Annotated in this window: 20 protein-coding genes; 4 read left to right on the top strand and 16 right to left on the bottom strand. The window is 41.4% G+C overall.

The features are described from left to right. Positions 1–35 precede the first annotated feature (35 nt). The 9 genes from NFU46_RS19155 to NFU46_RS20555 form a co-directional block, all read right to left on the bottom strand. Positions 36–251, bottom strand: a complete 216-nt coding sequence (locus NFU46_RS19155) for a calmodulin (RefSeq protein WP_055022185.1) — start codon at positions 249–251, stop codon at positions 36–38. Positions 252–390: 139 nt separating this feature from the next. Then, complete coding sequence (locus tag NFU46_RS19150) at positions 391–603, bottom strand: calmodulin (RefSeq protein ID WP_054554776.1); 213 nt, start codon at positions 601–603, stop codon at positions 391–393. Between the two features lie 67 nt (positions 604–670). Next, positions 671–880 (bottom strand): calmodulin, encoded by a 210-nt coding sequence (locus NFU46_RS19145; protein ID WP_054563772.1) that lies wholly within the window; start codon positions 878–880, stop codon positions 671–673. 468 nt (positions 881–1,348) lie between these two features. Beyond that, positions 1,349–2,005: a flagellar brake protein gene (locus NFU46_RS19140; protein WP_251604103.1), complete on the bottom strand. Its 657-nt coding sequence runs from the start codon at positions 2,003–2,005 to the stop codon at positions 1,349–1,351. Between the two features lie 38 nt (positions 2,006–2,043). Next, complete coding sequence (locus tag NFU46_RS19135; protein ID WP_054563770.1) at positions 2,044–3,495, bottom strand: TrkH family potassium uptake protein; 1,452 nt, start codon at positions 3,493–3,495, stop codon at positions 2,044–2,046. A gap of 95 nt (positions 3,496–3,590) precedes the next feature. After that, positions 3,591–4,208: a YigZ family protein gene (locus tag NFU46_RS19130; protein ID WP_063529145.1), complete on the bottom strand. Its 618-nt coding sequence runs from the start codon at positions 4,206–4,208 to the stop codon at positions 3,591–3,593. A gap of 57 nt (positions 4,209–4,265) precedes the next feature. Further along, positions 4,266–5,588 (bottom strand): Xaa-Pro dipeptidase, encoded by a 1,323-nt coding sequence (gene pepQ, locus NFU46_RS19125; RefSeq protein ID WP_058583681.1) that lies wholly within the window; start codon positions 5,586–5,588, stop codon positions 4,266–4,268. Between the two features lie 93 nt (positions 5,589–5,681). Next, positions 5,682–6,386 (bottom strand): transglycosylase SLT domain-containing protein, encoded by a 705-nt coding sequence (locus NFU46_RS20560; RefSeq protein ID WP_405030700.1) that lies wholly within the window; start codon positions 6,384–6,386, stop codon positions 5,682–5,684. Positions 6,387–6,460: 74 nt separating this feature from the next. After that, positions 6,461–6,511 carry a KxYKxGKxW signal peptide domain-containing protein gene (locus NFU46_RS20555; RefSeq protein ID WP_350338391.1) on the bottom strand — a complete coding sequence of 17 codons (51 nt, stop codon included), beginning with the start codon at positions 6,509–6,511 and terminating at the stop codon, positions 6,461–6,463. A gap of 1,252 nt (positions 6,512–7,763) precedes the next feature. Here NFU46_RS20555 and fadB point away from each other — a divergent pair. The 4 genes from fadB (at position 7,764) to NFU46_RS19100 (ending at position 12,148) form a co-directional block, all read left to right on the top strand. Then, on the top strand, positions 7,764–9,923 hold the full coding sequence (fadB, locus tag NFU46_RS19115) for a fatty acid oxidation complex subunit alpha FadB (protein ID WP_251604097.1): 2,160 nt from the start codon (positions 7,764–7,766) through the stop codon (positions 9,921–9,923). A 5-nt stretch (positions 9,924–9,928) separates the two neighbouring features. Further along, complete coding sequence (gene fadA, locus NFU46_RS19110) at positions 9,929–11,095, top strand: acetyl-CoA C-acyltransferase FadA (RefSeq protein WP_054554784.1); 1,167 nt, start codon at positions 9,929–9,931, stop codon at positions 11,093–11,095. Positions 11,096–11,248: 153 nt separating this feature from the next. Further along, the gene (gene tusA, locus NFU46_RS19105; protein ID WP_054554785.1) at positions 11,249–11,488 is read left to right on the top strand and encodes a sulfurtransferase TusA; all 240 of its coding nucleotides are present in this window, start codon (positions 11,249–11,251) and stop codon (positions 11,486–11,488) included. Positions 11,489–11,623: 135 nt separating this feature from the next. Further along, on the top strand, positions 11,624–12,148 hold the full coding sequence (locus NFU46_RS19100) for an REP-associated tyrosine transposase (protein ID WP_251604094.1): 525 nt from the start codon (positions 11,624–11,626) through the stop codon (positions 12,146–12,148). Between the two features lie 477 nt (positions 12,149–12,625). Here NFU46_RS19100 and NFU46_RS19095 read toward each other — a convergent pair whose 3' ends face one another. From NFU46_RS19095 to dnaA, 7 genes are all read right to left on the bottom strand, one after another. After that, positions 12,626–13,075 (bottom strand): hypothetical protein, encoded by a 450-nt coding sequence (locus tag NFU46_RS19095; protein ID WP_251604091.1) that lies wholly within the window; start codon positions 13,073–13,075, stop codon positions 12,626–12,628. 61 nt (positions 13,076–13,136) lie between these two features. Beyond that, positions 13,137–15,206 carry a glycine--tRNA ligase subunit beta gene (gene glyS / locus NFU46_RS19090; protein ID WP_251604088.1) on the bottom strand — a complete coding sequence of 690 codons (2,070 nt, stop codon included), beginning with the start codon at positions 15,204–15,206 and terminating at the stop codon, positions 13,137–13,139. A gap of 8 nt (positions 15,207–15,214) precedes the next feature. Further along, a complete protein-coding gene (gene glyQ / locus NFU46_RS19085) occupies positions 15,215–16,114 on the bottom strand; it encodes a glycine--tRNA ligase subunit alpha (RefSeq protein WP_054554789.1) in 900 nt (299 codons plus the stop codon). 141 nt (positions 16,115–16,255) lie between these two features. Beyond that, positions 16,256–18,682, bottom strand: coding sequence for a DNA topoisomerase (ATP-hydrolyzing) subunit B (gene gyrB, locus NFU46_RS19080; RefSeq protein ID WP_175080859.1), 2,427 nt, complete (start codon positions 18,680–18,682; stop codon positions 16,256–16,258). A gap of 12 nt (positions 18,683–18,694) precedes the next feature. Further along, on the bottom strand, positions 18,695–19,789 hold the full coding sequence (recF, locus tag NFU46_RS19075) for a DNA replication/repair protein RecF (RefSeq protein WP_054563761.1): 1,095 nt from the start codon (positions 19,787–19,789) through the stop codon (positions 18,695–18,697). A 6-nt stretch (positions 19,790–19,795) separates the two neighbouring features. Beyond that, a complete protein-coding gene (gene dnaN, locus NFU46_RS19070) occupies positions 19,796–20,899 on the bottom strand; it encodes a DNA polymerase III subunit beta (RefSeq protein ID WP_054563760.1) in 1,104 nt (367 codons plus the stop codon). 13 nt (positions 20,900–20,912) lie between these two features. After that, positions 20,913–22,310: a chromosomal replication initiator protein DnaA gene (dnaA, locus tag NFU46_RS19065; RefSeq protein WP_251604084.1), complete on the bottom strand. Its 1,398-nt coding sequence runs from the start codon at positions 22,308–22,310 to the stop codon at positions 20,913–20,915. Positions 22,311–22,410 lie beyond the last annotated feature (100 nt).

The raw sequence follows: 22,410 nt of genomic DNA, 5'->3' as shown, positions 1-22,410 counted from the left end.
TTAGTGGAAATTGGTATAACTACTTATTAATTCAGTTATTCGGCTTCAGAGAACTCAGCTTCTGTAAGAACGCCGTCGCCATTCACGTCTAATGTTTTAAACTGCGACATAATTTTTGCGTCAACGGCTGCTTCACTTTTGCTAACCACGCCGTTACCGTCTACGTCTAAGGTGTCAAAATCAGTTGCTGCAAAAGCTGCTGAAGAAGATGCAAGTGCGATTAAAGCTAATGTTTTGTTTACTGTTTTCATAATCATATTCCTTCAATTTTAAGAGTGTTAGCTGATCACACTTCCAGTGTTGTCCTTTGTCATGGATTCCCTTATCCATTTAGGCTGTCTTTGGCAGCTCAGAACTAATCAGCTAAATAAACTGATTTGCTTAATCACATTAAGCTTTTGAAAATTCTTGTTTCGATAACTCACCGTTACCGTCAGTGTCTAATTCACTGAATTTGCTCATTAGCTCTGCATCTACCGATGCTTCGCTTTGGCTGATAACACCATTGCCATCAACATCTAGAGTATCGAAATCACTCATCGCAAACGCTGCAGATGAAGATACAAGTGCCATAAGTGCTAGTGTTTTATTTACTGTGTTCATAATGTCATTCCTTCAAAATGTGTTGTCTTGAGTTAGAAGTCCTTTTCAGTGTGTCCTTACAATGAAATTAAGCTTTTGAGTACTCTTGTTTAGACAGCTCACCGTTGCCGTCTGTATCAAGCTCTTTAAATTGGCTCATTAACGTTTCGCTTACTGATGCTTCGCTTTTGCTGATAGCGCCATCGCCATTAACATCCAGTGTGTCAAAGTCAGCGGCAAACGCTGCTGATGAAGTTGCAAGAGCTACAAGTGCTAAAGTTTTGTGTAACGTTTTCATAATCACTATTCCTTCAATGTTGTCTCAACTGTGATAAAGGATATGTTCCTGAATCAGTTTTTCTCTGTGTTCGCTAAGACTATTTCAACTTCGATGCCAAAGTTAAAAAGAACAATAAAATCAGTGCATTAAATTAAAATAGCGAGAATTAGGGGTAAATAACGCGATTTATTTGTTGCTGTTTTGCAACAAGCTCGGTGGTTGGTTTTACGCTTCTTTTAAAATCAATAAGTTACAAAGATTAAAATGGAGACAATAGTGATTAACTCGGATTAAAAAACAGAGAAATTAGGAAATTGAAAATAAACTCTATCTGAACAGCAAAACTTAAAGAAAAAATCGAAATTAATTTAAATTAATAAAACATTGATTTAATTGGTTATTTATATTTATTTATAAATTAATTTTGATATTTATAGGGTTAAATTGGGGAAAATAGCCATTTTGTTGCAAAATGGCGAATTGGTATTAGTTATCCAACACAGAAAGGTCAATTAAGTGCTCTTTCATAAACACTTTCATTTCATCCTCACTCGTATCAAGCTGCACACCGAGCATAAAACCGCCTGCTCTTTTACGTACGCTACATACTGTGCCATTAAACTCACGTTTACTAAGGGTGATTTGGCAGCTTTGTCCTTTAAAAGCGCTTAAGTCCTTCTTGCTATCAAGATCAAACTGAACGCCTGTGAGTGAAATATCTTTAATAAGCCCCGCCAGTTTTTGCTCTGCAATCACTAAGTTTGCAGGGAATAACGTAGGAATACGTGCTTCACTACGCAAACTATAAAGCTGTACTTGCTGAGGAAAGTCGAGAAAAATTAAACGGTGAGGATGCGATGCCAAGGCGTTTATTTGCTGGCGAAAAGCAATCACTTGCCCACCGCCCGCTTCAAGTACCGCGCGTATAACAACCATCACCCCATCTTTGATGAAATCACTGCTATTCGCTAAACGCTTTACTGATGGATAGTTAAGAATTATGTACTGATCATTCATCAGTCCAATAAATTCTGTTTTTACGCGTTTACTGTCGGTTGGTGTAGTAATTTCAACATCCACCAAGCTACCTGCAGGGATACAGGTTAGCTTCTCAAGATTACGTTGTTTTTGAGTTTTTGGCACAGTAATGCCTCCACTTCTAGATAATCACCTTACTATGGTTAGCCCCGCCAGAAGGTTGGCGTAAACAACACTAATAGGGTGAATATTTCTAAACGACCAAATACCATCGCAATAGTAAGTAGCCATTTTGCCGTATCAGAAATCGCTCCGTAATGAGCAGCGACTTCACCTAAACCTGGGCCTAAGTTATTTAAGCAAGCAGCTGTTGCTGAGAATGCACTGATGTTATCCATGCCGGTGCCCATCAGCGCCAACATGATAATGACAAACACCAAAGCATACGCAGAGAAGAAGCCCCAAACGGCTTCTACAACTTTATCTGGGAGTGCTTTTCGGCCTAATTTAATTGAATAAATAGCCCTTGGATGCACAAGACGATTGAGCTCACGAATACCTTGTAAGTAAAGTAAGAACACTCGCACGACCTTCATACCACCACCGGTAGAGCCGGCACAGCCGCCAATAAAACTTGAGAAGATAAGTAAAATAGGTAGGAACAGTGGCCATGCTGAGAAGTTATCAGTCGCAAAGCCCGCGGTGGTACTCATTGATACCGCTTGAAACATAGCTTGGTCGAGAGTCTCATCACCATCGGCATAAATATTATTTGATGACAGCACAGTAAAGCAGACAATGACCAATGCTAATTGAATCAATAAGAACACTTTAAATTCAGGGTCGCGTAAATAAACACGAATATTGCGTGAAGCTACCGCCGCATAATGTAGCGAGAAGTTAATGGCTGCGATCAGCAAAAACACGACACAAATAAAGTTAATTAATGGGCTATCAAACTGCCCCATTGATGCATCGTAGGTAGAGAAGCCGCCTATCGCAATCGTAGAGAACGCATGACAGATTGCATCAAACCAATCCATTCCTGCAGCCCAATACGCAAGCGTACAGGCTATCGTCAGCGATACATAGATATACCAAAGATGCTTTGCAGTATCGGCAATACGCGGCGTCATTTTTGAGTCTTTAACCGGACCAGGTGTTTCTGCACGGTATAGCTGCATGCCACCGACCCCTAGCATAGGCAGTACCGCGACCGCGAGTACGATGATCCCCATACCACCTAGCCATTGCAGTTGCTGGCGATAAAAGAGGACTGATTTAGGTAGGTATTCTATGCCCGTAAGTACGGTAGCCCCTGTTGTTGTCAGCCCAGAAAAGGCCTCAAATACGGAGTCAGCTAAGGAAAGATTAGGCTCTTGTAAGAACACTAAAGGCACCGCAGCGAAGGTACCTAGTACCAACCAGAACAAGACTACAATCAAGAAGCCTTCACGGGCTTTAAGATCACCATGCTCATGACGGTTTGGATAATAAGCCGCTAAACCAATCACAACACTAAAGATAAAAGCGAGAACGAATGGCACACCACCACCGTCTTTGTAGATCAAAGACACCAGTGCCGGTGGCACCATAGTGATACTAAATAACGCCACCAGCTGGCCGAGAATTTTTATTATGGTACGAAATTGCATCTAGGCGTATCGCTTTCTTATTAAATGTTTAGCTAATACAGTTTATTGTCTTACAGCCTTAATTGTAAGTAAACGGAATGTATTATTTTTACATTTCAAACTTTTCTGACTTTTAGGCTAACTTCGCCATGAGTCAATTCATGGATATCATCAATCGCTTGCTCTGCCTGACGGCTATCGATTTCAATTTGCCATGTGATGTTCTCTGCAAATTGTTTTTCGATATTAAGCACCTGATACTGATTTTTTAATAGCTGCTCAATTGCACCTTGTACGCTGTAATCGCTTTGACCAACTAGTTCAACACTCGGTACCTTGGTAATGGTTTTAAGCTCTCGCATGGCATTATTTAAACTACCGCCGTAAGCGCGAACTAGCCCACCTGTACCAAGCTTGATGCCCCCGAAATAACGGGTTACCACCGCTGTAATTTCACCAATACCAGAGCCTGTTAATACATTAAGCATTGGCTTACCTGCTGTGCCATTGGGCTCACCATCATCAGAAAAGCCATACACATGACTACCACCGGGGTTACCCGCAACATGTGCCCAGCAATTATGACGAGCATCGCTGTATTTATCTTGAATTTCTTTGATAAAGGCTTTTGCTGACGCAAGATCTGGGGTGTGGGCAATATGCACAATAAAAGTGCTTTTTTTGATTTCTTCTTGGTAAAAAACCGGCTCAGCCGGATATTGGTATTCAGACATAATTGCTTATCTAAAAAAATGGGGCCTACTGGCCCCAATATTCACTAACCTTTATCGTTAATCTAAGTGTAGATCACGAGTCATGTTTTCTAGGCTATCTTCATGAACGATAATATTATCTTCAATACGGATACCGCCAAATGGCTTAAACTCTTCAACTTTTTCCCAGTTAATAAACTGTTTGTTGTCAGTTTGCGCAAGGTCACCTAATAACGAGTCGATAAAGTATAAACCAGGTTCAATAGTAAATACTTGGTTCTTTTCGATTAAGCGAGTGCAACGTAGGAACGGATGACCTTCAGGTGGTGCTTGGTGCGCACCTGTATCATCAGCCATAAAACCACCCATATCGTGAACTTGTAAACCAAGGTGGTGACCAAGACCATGCGGGAAGAACGTCGACGTAATACCACGCTCAACAATTTCAGCGGCTGGTAACTTCACAATATTAAAGTCGCTTAGTACTTGCGCTACACGCTGGTGACAATCTAAATGCAATTCACCGTATAACAAGCCAGGCTTTAATGCTTTACCTAAAGCGATTTGATGCTCAGTCATTACTTTAATTAAGTCGCTAAACTCACCTGACTTTTTAAAGTCATAAGTACGTGTGATATCAGCAGCATAACCATTAAAGTTTGCACCTGCGTCAATAAGGAAAGAGTGATGCGTTTGCGGCGCTTTAGGTTCAAAATGCGTGTAATGCAAAATTGCACAGTTCTCATTTAGTGCAACGATATTGCCGTAAGGCATCTCGTTTTCACTCTGGCGGGTAGCCATGAGGTAAGCTTGTTGGATATCAAACTCTGAACCACCAGCAAAAAACGTATCACGTGCTGCTTTGTGGCCATCTACCGCGATACGGTTAGCTTGGCGTAAACACTCAAGCTCGTACTGTGTTTTATAAGCACGATGAAAGTGCAAGTAGTTCATCACTGGCTCTGGGTTCATAATACTAAAGCCCAGCGCTTGCGCTACTTCTAGGTATTCACCGATATAAGCAAACTTTTCTTTATCGTAAGGAAGTAGCTTTTCTACCTGATCTGGCTGTACTAATAATTCAATATCAAAATATTCAGCCCAAAAATCACGTGGTTCGTCAGGTACTTTATGCCAAAAGTCCACTGGACGATAAAAAATCAGTTTCGGCTTAGATGCACCATCAACCACAATCCAACAATGTGGGTTGTCGATCACTGGTAACCAAGCTTTAAATTGCGGATTCACCTTAAACGGATAATACATGTCATCTAAAAACTGACGTTTAGCCTGACCTGAGTGAATTACTAACCCTTCTAAACCTTCACGCTCTGTAATTGTTCGAGTGCGTTGTTGCAAGGTTGCAATATGTTCGGCGTATAACACCGCTAATTTATCCATAGTAAACCCATCTTTAGTAAATTTAACTTGTTAGCAGTCTATCATAGCCAGCACTATCCCCCAACTGAGGGAGGATAGTGTGACAAATCGAGTTTAACCACCCATCGACATATCAAGAATTGGCGCTAGAACATTGCCATCGCGTCCTAATCGAGTGTGATAAACCTGTCTGTAAGCAAATACATTCTTAACGTAGTTTCGTGTTTCTGTATAAGGAATTAACTCAATCCACAGCTCAGCTGGCATAGCTTGCTCTGGGATCCAGCGTTTAATGCGATGATAACCCGCATTATAAGAAGCAGTTGCCAGGATTTCGTTGCCATGATTTTTCTTTTTCAAATACTGTAAATACTCACTACCAAGACGAATATTAGTGCGAGGCTGGTATAACTGCTTACGCGACACTGAACTCTTATTCATATACTTAGCAGTGCTTGGTAACAACTGCATCAAACCATGGGCATTGGCATGAGAACGCGCATCGGGCGCAAAAGAGCTTTCACGGCGTGAAATTGCAATGCTCCAAGCAACATCAATATGGCTGCGACTACTATAAGTGGCAAACACATTCTTAAATGCAAATGGGAAACGTAAGTCGACATAATCCCACTCTTTTATTTGCGCCAAGGTGTAGATAGTACTGTCGTACCAATCAAGTTCAGCAGCAAGCAAAGACGCGGCGAGCTTTTCTTCTTTGGTTGATGTATCCGTTAAATAATTCCACTCACGACGCGCAGATGTAAAGCGCTCAAGTTCGTATAAAGCACGAGCTCGTTTAAAGCCAGGGGCATTGGCCACTTCAAGTTTTAGCTTATTACTAATATTAATGTCTTTGTTATTTAAGCTAACCGGAACACCTAAGCGTGCAGATGCTAAAAAGCCGTAATAATCACGCTCTTTAGCCACTGTTTGCCAGATTTCACGAGCGCGCTCGACTTCACCACGTTGATTTAAGCTATATGCCAACCAATATTGCTGACCCAGGCTCAAGTTTTCTTTGCCTGTAAAAAACGCCACAATGCCAGACCAATCTTGTCTCTCTAACATATTGCCAAGTTGCCATTGCATTAACTTACGAGTTTGACGGTCTTTAGGCACTTTATTTAACCAAAAGCGCGCTTGTTGATGGCCACTTGAGGCAAGCGACAAGGCAAAGCTGTAGTAAACATCCGCTTTTTGCTCATCAGTGTAATCGAACATGGTTTCGAGCTTTTCCCAAGCGCGTAGTGCAAGGTCTTTATCTCGCCATACTAAGCGCTTCACGCCATAAATCGCGATTTGCCCTTCTTTAGCTGATTTTTTCTTATAGCGATAAAGGCCCGCTGAAGCACTTGGATCTCTTCGAACAGTTAAATATAAATCAGCTAAATATTGATCAGCACGAGGCAATAATGTTTTTAAGTATGGAATTAAACTTGATGAGCCCCCTTCAGCAGCTAAGCTAATGCGCTGCCAAACCCGCTCTTCGGTCTGGTAACCTTTTTTCTTCCAAAGAGAGAACAACTTATCGCACTCTTTTGGTTGTGATTTTCCTACCACCCATAAATCAGTCACTTGATTCATGATGGCTTTTTCAGGCGCACCTAAGTCCAATTGAAAACTTAAATAAGGACAGGTCAATTCGTTATTGCTTGTTTCACGATAGTTACGAATATAAGCCGCTTTTTTGTTGTACTTTTTTAAGTAATTAAGCCATGCCTTACGTACAGGCCACTCTAGTGGCGTGTTTTGGTAAACATTGAGGTAGTTTTCGATTTCTGTCTGGTGTTTAAGGCTCGGATTACGTTGCCAATAAGCCTTTTCGACATAAGGCTTCAAAGGGTGATCAAGCCCACTTGCCGCCTCTTTCATGTCTTGATAATCACCGTAACGCGCCTTTTTTTCTGCTTTTAAAAAAGCGTCATGTTTATCGTTGGCTTCAGCTGCAAAAAAAGGAAAAAGTAATGCGGCAGCTGTCCAACCAAGGAGTTGTTTTTTCATGATGACCTTTAACAAAAATTAAAGAATTAATAACAAAAAACTTCTCCTACACCTTAGCACCAAACCAGCTATATTTTAACCAATCGCGATAAAGCGCAGTAAATTTTTCGTTGCATTTTCATTTTAAAGCAAGCACACTGATTGAAATGCAAACTCATCGTACCAGTCTTAGTTAATAAACTAGGGAGAATAATAATGTTATATAAAAGCGATTCATTTGAAGTTGCTTTCATCAAGGACAACATCGCCGAGTTTAAGTTCTGTGCTGACGGCTCAGTAAATAAACTTTCGCAGCAAACCTTGCAAGATTGCGCTTTAGCATTAAAAGAATTGGCAACAAACTCAGATATCAAAGGCATGGTGTTCACCAGCGATAAAGATCATTTCATTATCGGTGCCGACATTTTCGAATTTTTACCTACCTTCACTAAACCTCAAGAAGAACTTGTTGCATGGATCAAAAATGCAACTGACGTTTTTGATGCAATTGAAGATTTACCTTTCCCAACGCTAAGTGCTGTAAACGGCATGGCGCTTGGCGGTGGATGTGAGTGGGCACTTGCTACCGATTACCGCGTTGCTAGCTCTAACGCTAAAATTGGCCTACCTGAAGTTAAACTAGGCATCATGCCTGGTTTTGGTGGTACAGTTCGCCTTCCACGCCTTATTGGCGCTGATAATGCGATGACATGGATCACTACAGGTAAAGAAAACCGCGCTGCTGATGCCTTAAAAGTAGGTGCTTTTGACGCAGTAGTTAGTGCTGACAAACTTTTAGAGTCAAGTATTGCAACACTTGAGCAAGCAATTGCTGGCAAGCTAGATTGGCAAGCAAAACGACAAGTAAAATTACAGCCACTGAAAATGAACCGTGTTGAGCAAGGTATGAGCTTTGCGATGGCTGAAGGCATGGTAATGGGTCAGACAAAAGGTCACTACCCAGCACCTGTTATGGCTGTAAAAACAATCAAAGCTGCAGCAAACTGTGAACGCGCTGAAGCAATGGCAATTGAAAACGCTAACTTTGCTAAATTAGCAGCAACAAGCGAAGCTGCTGCGCAAACAGGTATTTTCTTAGCTGACCAATACATTAAAGGTAAAGCGAAGAAGCAAGCTAAACACAGTGAACTTGAAATTAAACAAGCCGCTGTATTAGGTGCAGGTATTATGGGCGGCGGTATTGCATATCAGTCGGCTTATAAAGGCACACCTATTATCATGAAAGACATCAACCAAGATGCACTTGATTTAGGTATGGGCGAAGCATCTAAGCTACTTGGCAAAAAAGTACAACGTGGTCATATGGCGATGGATAAGATGGTTGCTACATTAGGCAAGATCAAACCAACGCTAAACGATGCGGACCTACAAAGCGCAGACATCGTTGTAGAAGCCGTGGTTGAAAACCCTAAAGTGAAGCAAGCTGTTCTTACTGGTCTTGAAAAAGACTTACCAGCGGGCACTATCCTAACTTCAAATACCTCAACAATTCGTATTGACGAGTTGGCATCGGCACTTGAAAAGCCAGAAAACTTCTGTGGTATGCACTTCTTTAACCCAGTGCCAAAAATGCCATTAGTAGAAATCATTCGTGGTGAAAAAACTTCAGAAGCAACAATTAATGCCGTTGTTGATTACGCATTAAAACTTGGTAAATCACCAATCGTTGTAAACGACTGCCCTGGTTTCTTTGTAAACCGCGTACTATTCCCTTACTTTGCAGGTTTCAGCAAACTTGTTGTTGAAGGTGCTGACTTCACTAAAGTTGATAAAGTGATGGAAAATGTATTTGGTTGGCCTATGGGTCCTGCATACCTTCTTGATGTTGTAGGTATCGATACAGCTTACCACTGTACTGGTGTAATGGCTGACGGTTTCCCTGAGCGTATGGCTCGCCAAGATAAAGACCCTGTTACTGTATTTGCAAACGAAAAACGCTTTGGTCAGAAAAATGGTGCAGGTTTCTACCAATACGCGCCAGACCGTCGTGGTCGCCTGAAAAAAGCAAAAGATGCAACAGCAACAGAGTTACTAAGTGCTATCACTGATGCACCTAAAGATTTCGACAAGCAAGAAATCATTGACCGTTGTATGATCCCTATGATCAACGAAGTACTACTTTGTTTACAAGAAGGTATCGTAGCGTCACCACAAGAAGCTGACATGGCGCTAATTTACGGCATTGGTTTCCCTCCATTTAGAGGCGGTGCATTCCGTTACTTAGATCAAACTGGTTTAGCGAACTTTGTTGCGACAGCAGACAAATACGCTCACTTAGGTGCGATTTACCAAGTATCAGATGAAACTCGCAAGTGGGCCGAAGAAGGCCGTGTATTCTATAAGGTGGAAGGATAAGAAACATGAATAATCCAGTAATCGTAGATTGTATCCGCACACCAATGGGTCGTTCAAAGAACGGCGTATTCAAAAACAAGCGTGCGGAAGATTTAAGTGCTCACTTAATGAAAGGTTTGTTAGACCGCAACCCAGCCGTTGATCCAGCATCAATTGATGATATTTACTGGGGCTGTGTACAACAAACTTTAGAGCAAGGTTTTAACATTGCTCGTAACGCAGCACTACTAGCCGGTATCCCTCACTCAGTACCAGCTGTTACAGTTAACCGTTTATGTGGTTCATCAATGCAAGCATTACACGATGCAGCACGCGCTATTATGACTGGCGCTGGTGATACCTACATCATTGGTGGTGTTGAACACATGGGTCACGTACCTATGACTCACGGTAATGATTTTCACCCTGGTTTATCAACGTCTGTAGCACAAGCTGCTGGCGTAATGGGTTTAACTGCAGAATACCTTGCTACGCTGCACGGCATTAGCCGCGAGCAACAAGACGAATTTGCTTACCGTTCACACCAACGTGCACACGCAGCAACTGTTGAAGGTCGCTTCCGTCGTGAAATCCTGCCAATGGAAGGTCACGATGCAGATGGTTCTTTAATCTTAGTTGAAGACGATGAAGTAATCCGCCCAGAGACAACTGTTGAAGGCTTATCGCAACTACGCCCTGTATTCAATCCAGCATCAGGTAGCGTAACGGCAGGTACTTCTTCTGCACTGTCTGACGGCGCGTCAGCAATGCTTGTAATGAGCGAAGAGAAAGCAAAAGAACTTGGTTTACCAATTCGTGCGCGTATTAAATCAATGGCTGTTGCAGGTTGCGATCCATCAATCATGGGTTACGGCCCAGTTCCAGCTTCGCAAAAAGCACTTCAACAAGCAGGTATCACTATTGACGATATCGATGTTGCAGAGCTTAACGAAGCGTTCGCAGCACAATCTCTACCAGTGTTAAAAGACCTAGGTCTGATGGATGTGGTAGATGAAAAAGTTAACCTAAATGGTGGTGCAATTGCACTTGGTCACCCACTTGGTTGTTCTGGTTCACGTATTAGCACAACGCTTGTTCACCTAATGGAAGACAAGAACGCTAAATACGGTCTAGCAACTATGTGTATTGGTTTAGGCCAAGGTATTGCAACTGTATTTGAGCGCGTAGAATAACGAGCTCACACCAAACATCTTGGTGATAAAAAGGCGCACTGAATTGCTCAGTGCGCCTTTTTTATTTGCTTTGCTTTCGGTTATTGAAACTGGCAGCAATAGAAAGTTAAAATAGCCGCTTATTAATCGTCTCTTTCACCTAAAAGGTCAGCCATGAGTTTTGATAATCCCGATCACCAATTAGATGCACTTGGCCTACGTTGTCCAGAACCTGTCATGATGGTGCGTGGCGCAGTACGTAAAATGAAAGATGGCGAAACCTTACTTATCATCGCCGACGACCCATCAACCACCCGTGATATACCAAGCTTTTGTACCTTTATGGATCACACACTTGTGGCTAAAGATGTAGAACAAGCACCGTATCGATACTTGGTGAAGAAAGGGTTATAACGAGCTCGTAGGTTGGGTAGAGCGAAGCGAAACCCAACGTAACTGTAGGGTGATAGCAACAAATTAAAGTTCGTGAAGTTCAACTTTTAATCGAAATTAAACTACTCTTATTATTTAACATTCAAGGATGAATGTATGCGATACAGAAGAGTATTAATCCCCGGGGGCACCTATTTCTTTACTCTAGCGATAGCGCAAAGAAACTCAGCACTTTTAACTTCAAACATCACTCAGCTACGCTCAGCTTATAAAAGTGTGTTTAAGTCACACCCTTTTACAACGCTCGCCATTGTCATTCTTCCAGATCACTTACACGCTATTTGGCAACTACCCGCTGGGGATTGTGATTATGCAAAACGGTGGCGGTTAATTAAGTCTAATTTTTCTAGACAGCTAAATAATTGCGAGCATAAATCGCCTAGCCGTATTCAGAAATGTGAACGAGGTATTTGGCAGAGACGGTATTGGGAGCATTATATAAAGGACGAGCAAGACCTAATGAACCATATTAATTATATTTACTTCAACCCTGTGAAACATAAATACGTGAATCAAGTCGGAGACTGGCCATTTTCGTCTTATAGGAAATTGAGTAAGTTATCTGCTTTTAATTTGTCAGATGATGAGTTAGATATCGCACTTAATCTTTATGAAGATTAATGATAAGGCTGGCGCTTTGTTCTAACGCTAGCCTAACCAGTGTAGGTTGGGTTGAGAGCAACGAAACCCAACATGTTGTAGATACTTTTCTTCTGCGATATATCGAACATTCCCGATAGCTAATCCGCTGCAGAGTTAGATACCGCAGCTAATCTTCAAGGTGAGTGTATGCGTTGGGTTTCGCTCCGCTCTACCCAACCTACCAGCGCAGAGCTTTACTTTCGAGTTACTGTCACTTTTGGTTGATTACTATTGCGGTAATCAAAGCTCACTACATACACACCTTTTGCAGCGGGTTTGAGTACGTAGGTTGGGTTGAGAGCAACGAAACCCAACATGTTGTAGATACTTTTCTTCTGCGATATATCGAACACTCCCGATAGCTAATCCGCTGCAGAGTTAGATACCGCAGCTAATCTTCAAGGTGAGTGTATGCGTTGGGTTTCGCTCCGCTCTACCCAACCTACCAGCGCAGAGCTATTTCTTCGTTACTGTCACTTTTGGTTGATTACTATTGCGGTAATCAAAACTCACTACATACACACCTTTTGCAGCGGGTTTAAAGCTGAAATAATTGTAGATGGTATTACAGTCGGCATTGGCGGCTTGGCCTAGAACCAATGATTGCCCTGCTGGGTCCATATCACTGTAACCACAGTTATAGCCTTCGCTAAAATCTGCATCCGCTACTTTGAATTCATAAACCTTACCAGGTGTAGAAAACTTAACGTCGGTTTGGAATATGCCTGGAGCAACTTGCTCTAATTGATACTGCGGCTCGGCATCCCACAAGGTGAAATCACCACGTAAATACATAGTACGGTCAAGCTCTTTACTTGGCAGAATATCGTCAATGCTTGGCATTTGCATTTGGCTAGAACAGCCTGTTAATAAGCCTGTTAATGCTAAAGTAATTACACGTTTCATTACTGTTCCTTTTGCTACAAAAAAGCCAGCACTGAGCTGGCTTTTATTAATTGGCTACTGCTTACTTCTGAAGTACAGAAATATCAGCAATATCTAAAAACAGACGGCTTAGTTGGCTTAACAATGCTAAACGGTTTTGTTTAACCGCTTCGTCATCAGCCATTACCATAACGTTATCGAAGAAGTTATCAACACTCTCACGGATACCCGCAAGTTGTGACAATGCTTCTTGGTAATCGCCATTTGCATATAAAGGTGCAAGCTCAGTTGCAAACTTAGCAACGTGTGACGCTAATACTTTTTCTGCGTCATCGCTTAATAGGCTCTCATTCACATCACCTTGTGTTGTGATGTCATTTTTAGCCAAGATATTACTTACACGTTTATTTGCTGCTGCAAGCGCTTCTGCTGCGTCTAATGTACGGAAGTGACTTACCGCTTTAACACGGCGGTCGAAATCAACTGGTTTAGTTGGACGACGAGCTAGCACTGCTTGAATGACATCTACTTCGATACCTTCATCTTGATACCATGCGCGGAAACGACCTAACATAAACTCAAACACATCTGTTGATACGTTTAGGTTTGTTAGCTTTTCACCGAATAACGTTTGTGACTTAGCAACAAGGTCTAAGATATCTAGCGGTAATGATTTTTCAACCATGATGCGTAATGCACCAATTGCTGCACGGCGAAGTGCAAATGGGTCTTTGTCGCCTTTTGGTGCTTGACCAATACCAAAAATACCCACCAGCGTATCAAACTTATCAGCAATAGCTACCGCACAGCTGATCAAATTTGTTGGTAAGTTATCACCCGCGAAGCGAGGCATATATTGTTCGTTTTGCGCGAGTGCAACTTCTTCAGCTTCACCGTCGTGACGAGCGTAATGCATACCCATTACACCTTGTACGTCGGTAAACTCCATGACCATTTCGGTCATTAAGTCTGTTTTACTTAATAAACCTGCTCGCTTAGCCAGCTCTGCATCAGCACCTAATTGCTCAGCAATGTAACCGGCAAGTTCACTAATACGCTCAGATTTGTCTTTCAACGTACCAAGTTGCTTTTGGAATAAAACAGTATCTAGAGACTCTAAGCGACTCTCTAGCGTTTTCTTCTTATCTGTTTCGTAGAAGAACTGTGCATCCGCTAAACGAGGACGAACAACTTTTTCGTTACCAGCAATTACCACGCTTGGATCTTTACTTTCGATATTAGAAACAAATAGGAACTTGTTAAGTAAGTTGCCATCTTGGTCTAATAGCGGGAAGTACTTTTGGTCGTCCTTCATGGTATAGATAAGCGCTTCTGAAGGAACATCTAAGAATGCTTCTTCGAATGTTGCAGTCAGCGTTACTGGCCATTCAACCAAGGATGTTACTTCTTCAAGTAAGTCTTCATCCATCGCTACTTTTGCATTTACAGCGCTAGCAGCTGCTTCAATCTGTTCACGAATTTGTGCTTTACGTGCTTCGAAGTCAGCGACAACGTAAGCAGATTTAAGAACATCAAACACATCGTCAGCGTGGTTGATTGTGACTTTTTCTGGATGATGGAAACGGTGACCTTGTAATTGGTTGCCAACTTGCTTACCAAGGATTTCGCCTTCGATTAGCGTGCTACCAAACAAAATAGTTGCAGTGTGTACTGGGCGAATAAATTGTGTTTTATTTGCACCCCAGCGCATTGGTTTAGGGATAGGTAATTTGGCAAGTGCTTTGTTTACTGCATCACTCATAAGCGATGTAGTTGCTTGACCTTCAACCTGTGCTTTATGTAATAACCAAGCGCCTTTATCTGTCTCAAGTGTTTGTGCATCGCTTACATCGATACCACAACCACGAGCCCAACCCATTGCTGCTTTAGTTGGATTACCATCGGCATCAAAAGCGGCTGCAACTGCAGGACCACGCTTTTCTACAACCTTGTCACTTTGTTTTGCTTCAAGTGCAGTAACACGCAAACCTAAGCGACGTGGTGATGCGTACCAGTTAACGCCTTGGTGATTTAATTCTAAGCTTGCAAGCTCAGTTGCTAAGTTCTCAGCAAACGACTCAGCAAGTTTACGAAGTGCTTTCGGTGGCAACTCTTCTGTGCCAATTTCTACTAATAAATTTTCTGCTGACATGCTAATTCTTAATCCTTACAAAGCGGGAAACCAAGAGCTTCACGGGCATCATAGTAACTTTGCGCACATGCTTTAGATAAAGCACGAACACGTAAGATATAACGTTGACGTTCTGTTACTGAGATAGCGTGACGAGCGTCTAATAAGTTAAACGCATGTGATGCTTTCATTACTTGCTCATAAGCTGGTAATGGTAGGCCTGCTTCAATTAGCTTTTCGCTCTCTTTTTCACAGTGATCGAACTGTGCAAATAAGAACTCAACATCCGCTTGTTCGAAGTTATAAGCTGACTGCTCTACTTCATTTTGATGGAATACATCACCGTATGTCACACGACCCATAGGACCGTCTGCCCATACTAGGTCATAGATACTATCTACGCCCTGAATATACATTGCTAAACGCTCAAGACCATAAGTGATTTCACCGGTTACTGGTGAGCACTCTAAGCCACCTACTTGCTGGAAGTAAGTGAACTGAGTTACTTCCATGCCGTTTAACCAGATCTCCCAACCCAAACCCCATGCACCTAATGTAGGCGACTCCCAGTTGTCTTCTACGAAGCGAACTTCATCAGTTAGTGTATCAATACCAACAGCGGCTAAAGAGCCTAAATAAAGCTCCTGGATGTTTTCTGGTGATGGTTTTAATACTACTTGGAATTGGTAGTAATGCTGTAAACGGTTAGGGTTTTCACCATAACGACCATCAGTTGGACGGCGGCATGGTTGAACATACGCGCTCGACATTGGCTCTGGGCCAATCGACTTTAAGAAAGTTAACGGATGAAATGTCCCTGCTCCCACTTCCATATCAAGTGGTTGAGCAATCACACAGCCTTGCTGTGCCCAATAGTCCTGTAAAGCCAGGATCAAACCTTGAAAGGTTTTAACGTCATATTTTTGCATATTTGGCTTATAGTATCTGGTGCGTTTAGTCTGAAAATTGCCCTCAGTATACCTTGTGTGCAGTAAGGTTTTAAGCAGTTTGTGCTTTTTCAGCAATAAAAAAAGGAGCCTGTAGGCTCCTTTTTAATTCTTAATTTCGCGTTATACGTCTAGGTTAACTACACGTAGCGCATTCGTTTCGATGAAGTCACGACGCGGCTCAACTTGGTCACCCATTAGAGTCGCAAACAATTGGTCTGCAGCTACTGCATCTTCAATTGTTACTTTCAACATACGACGTGCATCTGGGTCCATAGTGGTTTCCCAAAGCTGATCAGGGTTCATCTCACCGAGTCCTTTATAGCGTTGGATATAAAGGCCGCGTTTCGATTCATTGATTAACCACTCTAATGCATCCACAAAGTTATCAACAGCAAGAGTTTTCTCACCGCGTTGAACATATGCCCCTTCTTCAAGTAAGTTAGCAATGTTTACGCCTGTCGCTGCTATGCGTTTGTAGTCACGCGATGTAATGAAGTCATGGTTTAGTACATGTGCTTTATCCACACCATGCTGACGAATATTCACAACAGGATAATACATGTTGCGCTCAGTATCGTGCTCAGTGCCCGCATGGAAGATAGTTGCATCTTCATCACGTGCAATTAAGTCGTCAACAAGAGTGTTAGTCCACTCTTTAACTTTTGCTTCATCTGCTAAATCAGCTTCGGTAATTTCGCTTTGATAAATTAAACGTTCCATAATTGAATTTGGATATTTACGTTTTAAGCGTTCAATCACTTTAACTGTATTTTGATAATCGTGAACAATTCTTTCTAGTTCTTCACCTTCAAGTGCAGATGCACCTTCGCTTGTATAAAGTGCAGCATTGTTTAATGCTAATGATGTTAAGTAATCAACAAGCGCTGGATCATCTTTAATGTAGCGTTCTTGCTTACCTTTTTTCACTTTATAAAGTGGTGGTTGCGCAATATAGATAAAGCCCTTTTCTACAATCTCTGGCATTTGACGGTAGAAGAAAGTCAGTAGTAAGGTACGAATGTGAGAACCATCCACGTCCGCATCGGTCATGATAATGATACGATGATAACGTAGCTTTTCTGGGTCATATTCATCACGACCAATACCACAGCCTAATGCAGTGATTAGAGTTGCTACTTCTTGAGAAGAAAGCATCTTATCAAAGCGTGCTTTTTCTACGTTAAGAATCTTACCTTTAAGTGGCAAAATTGCTTGGTTTTTACGGTTACGACCCTGCTTAGCTGAACCACCTGCAGAGTCACCCTCCACTATGTATAGTTCAGAAAGTGCTGGATCTTTTTCTTGGCAGTCTGCCAATTTACCTGGTAAGCCAGCTAAATCCATTGCACCTTTACGGCGTGTCATTTCACGTGCTTTACGTGCTGCTTCACGAGCTCGTGCTGCATCAATAATTTTGCCAACAACTGTTTTAGCATCAACAGGGTTTTCTAATAAGAACTCTGTTAATTTTTCTGCCATTGCTTGTTCTACAGCAGACTTAACTTCACTTGATACTAGTTTGTCTTTAGTTTGTGATGAGAACTTAGGATCAGGTACTTTAACACTTACAACCGCAGTTAAGCCTTCACGAGCATCATCACCCGTCGCATTGCTTGTTGTTTTCGCTTTTTTGTTAAAGCCTTCTTTTTCCATGTAGTTATTTAGCGTACGCGTTAATGCAGCTCTAAAGCCAGCTAAGTGCGTACCACCATCACGTTGTGGAATGTTGTTTGTGAAACAGTAAATGCTTTCTTGGAAACCATCGTTCCACTGCATTGAAACTTCTACACTAATACCGTCTTCTTCACGCTCATGGGTAAAGTGGAAAACACTTTTATGTACAGGTGTTTTGTTACGGTTTAGATATTCTACGAATGCTTGGATACCACCGTCATATTTGAAGTGGTCATTCTTAGATTCTTCGCGCTCATCAGTAAGAATGATACTTACACCAGAGTTTAAGAACGAAAGCTCACGCAAACGTTTTGCTAAGATATCGTAGTGGAAGTTAAGGTCACTGAATGTTTCACCACTTGGCCAGAAACGTAATTCAGTACCTGTGTCTGTTGCGTCACCAATTATAGCTAATGGCGCATCTGGTACACCCATAGTATATGTTTGTTGGTGAATTTTGCCTTCACGACGAATGGTCAGTTGCAGCTTTTCAGATAGTGCATTTACTACCGAAACACCTACACCGTGTAAGCCACCAGATACTTTATATGAGTTATCATCGAACTTACCACCAGCATGAAGTACCGTCATGATAACTTCAGCCGCAGAAACACCTTCTTCTTCGTGAATAGATGTAGGAATACCACGACCGTTATCTCTTACAGAGACTGAACCGTCTAAGTGAATCGTTACAAAAATATCATCACAATGACCAGCTAAGGCTTCATCGATAGAGTTATCAACAACCTCAAACACCATATGGTGAAGGCCTGTACCGTCATCGGTGTCCCCTATATACATTCCTGGACGCTTTCTTACTGCGTCTAATCCTTTAAGTACTTTAATACTCGACGAATCGTAATTCTCAGACATGGTTAATCCCACTTATCTTGTTATTAGGTTGCCATGTTTCACGTGGAACATTTTTAGTTCTCGTTGCATGGGTTCCACCACAGCAGAAATACTTTCAGATAAAATTGATGAGATAAAAAGTTGCGAATCGCAATGAGTCAAAAGCTGACCCACTTTTTCTTTTGTATCTTCACCCAGTTCTGAAGGTAAGTCATCTATTAGCAATATAGATTGCTTATCTGTTTCTGACTCAATTAAGCTATTTTGCGTTACTTTTAACGCATAAAGCAAGAGCTTCAATTGACCGCGAGAAAAGGTATTTTCTACACTGTTACCAGAAACACTAAAACTAAAATCAGCTTTATGCGGACCTTTACTTGTGAAACCTTGTTTGGCATCACGTTCAAAGCTTTGCTCAAGCGCCTCTGAGAGCGTTTCACTCTCTTTCCAGCCCGCATGAAAGTTAATTTCTAAATCGCTTACAAGCGTTAATTCTGCACACATTTTATCAAAAAACTGCTGCTTAAACCTACTTATATACGCGATTCTTAGATTATTTATTTGTTCAGCTAGTCTAACAAATTCTTTATCCCAAAACTTGATCTGCTCGAAATAATCTCTAGGTTTACTTTTTAATAAAGCATTACGTTGTTTCAGTACTTTATTAAAAGACTGCCACAGATAAAAAAAGTCATGTTCCACGTGGAACAATCCTAAATCGAGAAATTTTCTACGCTCTTTTGGGCCACCAAAAAACAATGAATAGCTTTCTGGAGTAATCACTTGCACCGGCACTAGCTGAGCTAATTCAGAGATTTTACGGCTCGTTTTTCCCTGAATCTTTAAAGACGTTTCACCCGCTTGGTTTTTGCTTATACCAATCGGAATAGACAAATCATGCAGCGCTTTGCGACCATGAATCACAAACTTGTCTTGTTGATGCTGAATGATATTTTTATGTTTGGCGGTACGAAATGATTTACCGTGAGAAAGGAAATATATCGCCTCAAGGAGACTGGTTTTTCCGCTGCCATTTTCGCCATAGATAATGTTTATGCCATTAACCGGCTCAAGTGTCAGCGCCTCAATATTCCGAAAATTATTGAGGCTTAAATGACTTAAACTCATATAAGCTTATAGGCGCATCGGCATTACAACGTACATAGCTTCTTCGTCACCTGCACCTTCAATTAGCGCACTGCTATTAGAGTCTGCAAGCGTAAAGGTTACATCTTCTGTTTTTAATGTATTAAGTACATCAAGCACATAAGAAACGTTAAAGCCAATTTCAAGTTCGCCGCCTTGGTACATTACTTCAACCACCTCTTCAGCTTGTTCTTGCTCAGGGTTGTTTGCTGTAATTTTTAATAAACCTTCAGACAGATTTAAACGTACACCACGAAACTTTTCATTCGATAAAATAGACACACGTTGGAAAGCACTACGAAGCCATTCACGGTTAGCAGTAATCACTTTATCACCACCACGTGGCAATACTCGACGATAATCAGGGAAACGACCATCAACTAGTTTACTAGTAAATGTAAACTCAGTATCAATAATACGAATATGGTTAGCACCAAATTGAATGGTAACTAGTTCATCATCAGCCACCATTAGGCGCATAATTTCTTGTACACCTTTACGTGGAATAATTAACTGACGTTGTGTATTTAAAGACTGTGGCAATTGCTTTTGTGCAATTGCCAAACGGTGACCATCTGTAGCCACTGTTTTAATATCTGCGTTATCAACTTCAAATGACATACCGTTTAAGTAATAACGTACATCTTGATTCGCCATAGAAAAGTGTGTGCTTTCTAAAAGTTTACGCAATTCTAAACGCGTTAGTTGAAATTCAACTTCACCATCCCACTGCTCAAGATTCGGAAAATCTTCAGCGGCCAGCGTAGTTAAAGAAAAACGGCTTTTACCGCTTGTTAATAGTAACTGATGATCTTGGCTACTTAACGTTAGGTCTGAGCCATCAGGTAAACTTTTACAAATATCGAGTAACTTTTTAGCTGGTAAAGTGAGTTGCGTATCTGTGGTATCTTCACCGACAAACACACTCGCCACTAACTCAATTTCAAGATCAGTACCCGTCATCGAAAGTTGCCCGTTTTCAACAACTAACAGTACGTTCGATAAAATCGGTAAGGTGTGCTTACGCTCAATCGCACCAGACACTTGAACTAAAGGTTTTAAAAATTGCTCTCTTGATATTGTTATTTGCATAATAAAGTCGGCCTTAAGATGACAAGGTTCTTATTAAGTTTTGATAATCTTCTTTCACTTCGTGGCTTTCGTCACGTAGTGATTTAACTTTACGACAAGCGTGTAATACAGTTGTGTGATCACGACCACCAAAGGCGTCACCAATCTCAGGTAAACTGTGATTTGTAAGTTCTTTTGATAATGCCATGGCCACTTGACGTGGTCTTGCTACTGAACGGCTACGGCGTTTAGAGAGTAAATCTGATACACGAATGCGGTAATACTCAGCAACAGTGCGTTGAATATTATCTATCGTTACCAGTTTATCTTGCAGCGCAAGTAAGTCACGTAGCGCTTCTTTTACAAAGTCGATTGAAATCGGACGACCAGTAAAGTTTGCATTAGCAATAACGCGGTTTAACGCCCCTTCTAATTCACGCACATTTGAACGCAACTTTTTCGCGATAAAAAAGGCAACTTCGTGAGGTAAATTGATTTTACTTTGCTGCGCTTTTTTCATCAAAATAGCAACGCGCGTTTCAAGTTCTGGCGGCTCAATAGCAATTGTTAAGCCCCAACCAAAACGTGATTTAAGGCGATCTTCAACCCCTTCTATCTCTTTAGGATAGCGGTCTGAAGTTAAGATAATTTGTTGATTTCCTTCAAGTAAAGCATTGAAGGTATGAAAGAACTCTTCTTGTGAGCGTTCTTTATTAGCGAAAAATTGAATGTCATCGATCATCAATGCATCAACACTTCGGTAATAACGTTTAAATTCTTCTATGGCATTATTTTGTAGCGCTTTAACCATGTCTTGCACAAATCTCTCTGAGTGCATATAAACAATTTTCGCGTCTGGCTTATTAGCCATAATACCGTTACCAACAGCGTGTAATAAGTGAGTTTTACCTAAGCCAGTACCACCGTATATAAATACAGGGTTAAATGCTGAACCTGGGTTATCTGCAACTTGAGTCGCTGCAGCTTTTGCTAATTGGTTTGATTTACCTTCAACAAAGCTATCAAAGGTATAATTTTCTTTAATGTTTGATTTATAGCCTGATTTTGGTGCAGGTTCGACCGCTGCTTTTTCAGGTTTTGGCTGTTGTTTTTCGGCAGTTTGTTGTGGAACAGATGTGCTTGCTTCTGTTGCAGCCGGTGCAGATGCCACTTGGGCATTTAAAATGGGTTTACTACCAACATCAAAACGTAATTCAGGTGCTTCATCACCACAAATTTCAACGAGAAGTTCATTAATACGGTTTAAATACTTTTCTCTCACCCAATCCAAAACAAAACGGTTAGGTGCATATATAGTCAACGTATCTTCGGTACTTTCTGCTTGAAGTGGTCTTACCCACATACTGAATTGCTGTGAAGGCAATTCATCTTGCAATACATATAAACAACTTTGCCAAACCGACAGATACACAGTTAAACTCCCAGAGATTTAATTTTTATTCCCGTTCATCTTTAATGATGGAAAATCAAACATTTATTGCTATTCTTTGACCAACTTTCTTGGCCCAGAC

Source organism: Pseudoalteromonas sp. NCCP-2140, assembly GCF_023708065.1.
GTDB lineage: Bacteria > Pseudomonadota > Gammaproteobacteria > Enterobacterales > Alteromonadaceae > Pseudoalteromonas.
Note: the sequence above shows the minus strand (reverse complement) of the source record. Positions and strands in the feature narration are given on the sequence as shown.